This is a genomic window from Ruegeria sp. AL12 (assembly GCF_056540885.1).
Map to the genome: position 1 here is coordinate 1 of NZ_JBQFXN010000029.1, position 2,257 is coordinate 2,257.

At 60.3% G+C, this 2,257-nt stretch carries 3 protein-coding genes; all 3 read left to right on the plus strand.

The features are described 5' to 3' along the window. Positions 1 to 309 (plus strand): transposase (locus ACR0C6_RS20980; RefSeq protein ID WP_480621029.1); only part of this gene is annotated, 309 nt, incomplete at its 5' end. Between the two features lie 222 nt (positions 310 to 531). After that, positions 532 to 1,737, plus strand: coding sequence for an IS256 family transposase (locus ACR0C6_RS20985; RefSeq protein WP_480528144.1), 1,206 nt, complete (start codon positions 532 to 534; stop codon positions 1,735 to 1,737). Between the two features lie 55 nt (positions 1,738 to 1,792). Further along, a partial coding sequence (locus ACR0C6_RS20990; RefSeq protein ID WP_480621030.1) for a tetratricopeptide repeat protein occupies positions 1,793 to 2,257 on the plus strand: 465 nt, incomplete at its 3' end.

Sequence of the window (2,257 nt, forward strand, 5' to 3'; positions counted from 1 at the left end):
GCGCGAGAGGCTCATGCCGTAATCCAACCACGCAAAAATGCCAAACCCTGGAAACCCACGAGTGCCGGGGACATCGCTCGCAACGAAGCGGTCAATGCTTCGCGTTATCTCGGCCGCGCGATCTGGCGACGATGGAGCGGATACCACCGCCGAAGCCGCGTCGAGAGCAAGATGAACTGCATCAAACTCCTCGGCCAATCTCTGATGGCGAGAGAGTTTGAGCGGCAAGTCGCGGAAATCCAGATCCGCGTCGCGGTTCTCAACCGCTACACGACTCTTGGTATACCTGTCACAGAGCCCGTAGCATAAGTCCGTCCGGGGAAAGGGGAAGTCCGCTCACGAACCGATTTGTGCATGTATGGATGCCTCCGTAGGTGCAAGTTGTTTTTGAACAGTTCGAGCATATCGGAGTTAGTGTCCGAGGACGTGGTGTAATTTCCTCGGCGTTGCCGGTGTAATCCGGGTGGCCATCGAGGTGTATGGTCGAGGTGGAGTTTCGACGCTTCAACCCCGAACCACACGGAGACCCCGATGACCAAGACCACAATGGACCTCAGCGAACTTCTGGAAAAGCACGATCAAGGCGATTTCCTTCGCGCTGTTGCCGAAGCGGTCCTTCAGCTGATCATGGAGGCCGACGTCGAGGGCTTGATCGGCGCCGGCCGTCACGAACGCGCCGAGGGTCGCACGACCTGGCGGAACGGTTATCGCGAGCGCGCGCTCGACACCCGGTTGGGCACGCTGAACCTCAAGGTCCCCAAGCTGCGCCAGGGCAGCTATTTCCCCGGCTTCCTGGAGCCGCGCAAGACCTCTGAGAAGGCTCTCGTCGCGGTGATCCAGGAGGCCTGGATCGGCGGCGTCTCAACGCGCCGGGTCGACGAACTGGCGCAGGCCATGGGGCTTTCCGGCATCTCCAAGAGCACCGTGTCGAAGCTGTGCAAGGACATCGATGAACGGGTCGGCGAGTTCCTCAACCGCCCGCTCACCGGCGAGTGGCCGTACCTGTGGCTGGACGCCACCTATCTCAAGGTGCGTCAGGGCGGGAGGATCGTCTCGGTCGCTGCGATAATCGCCGTCGCAGCGAACACGGACGGGCGCCGCGAGATCATCGGCCTGGGGCTTGGCCCATCAGAGGCGGAAACGTTCTGGATGGACTTCCTGCGCTCTCTGAAAGCCCGCGGGCTCGGCGGAGTGAAGCTGGTGGTCAGTGATGCGCATGTCGGTCTGAAAGGGGCGATTGCGCGGGTATTCGAGGCCACCTGGCAACGCTGCCGCGTCCATTGGATGCGCAACGCCCTGGCGCATGTCTCAAGAGGCCAGCACACCGTCGTGGCCGCCGCGATCCGCCAGGCCTTCGATCAGCCCGACCGCAAACAGGCTGGCGAGACATGGCGGCATGTCGCTGATCAGATCCGTTCGCGCTGGCCCAAACTGGCCGGGCTGATGGACGAGAGCGAACACGACGTGCTGGCCTACATGGCCTTCCCGCGCCAGCACCGCACAAAGCTGCACAGCACCAACCCGATCGAGCGTCTGAACAAGGAAGTGAAGCGCCGCGCCGATGTCGTCGGCATCTTCCCCAACGAGGCCTCGATCATGCGCCTCATCGGCGCAGTGCTGTTTGAGCAGAACGACGAATGGCAGACGCAGAACCGCTACATGCAGGTCGAAGCCTTCGCGCAGATCGATACCGAGGAGACCGATCCTATTCTCAGCATCACTACCCAAGCCGCCTGATCATGACCTCAGGCCACTCGCATAATTACACCACCTTGACGGACGTGACCCCGATGTGCACTACGCACTCGCACGGCTTTATACGGACAGTCTCGACTGGGACAGGGCGAAAGCAGGGTATGTCAAGGGGATTGCATTGAACCCCAGCTCCTCCATCTTTCTTGTAGGTAGTACAGACGAATTGCTCTATTCCGGCGACACGGACAAAGCGATTGCAATATTGGAACAGGCCAAGGCTATAGACCCGTTTCCCGTCGACATGGTCCATTGGCAGTTGGCGTGGGCGCTGTGGGAAAAAGGTGATTGCGAAGGCGCGCGGGACGCTATGCTGCAAATGAAAGTCTTGTCCCGGGGTGCGCTACGCATGATGGTTGCCATCCATGCTTGTTTGGGTGATGTGGAGAAAGCGCAGGAGGCCTATCGTGAATTCTACAAGGACGCGCGCGAGCCGACCATATCGGAACAACGCGAAGTTTGGAGAGACCGCTGGACTGCTCCCGGGTGCTTGGAACGATATCTA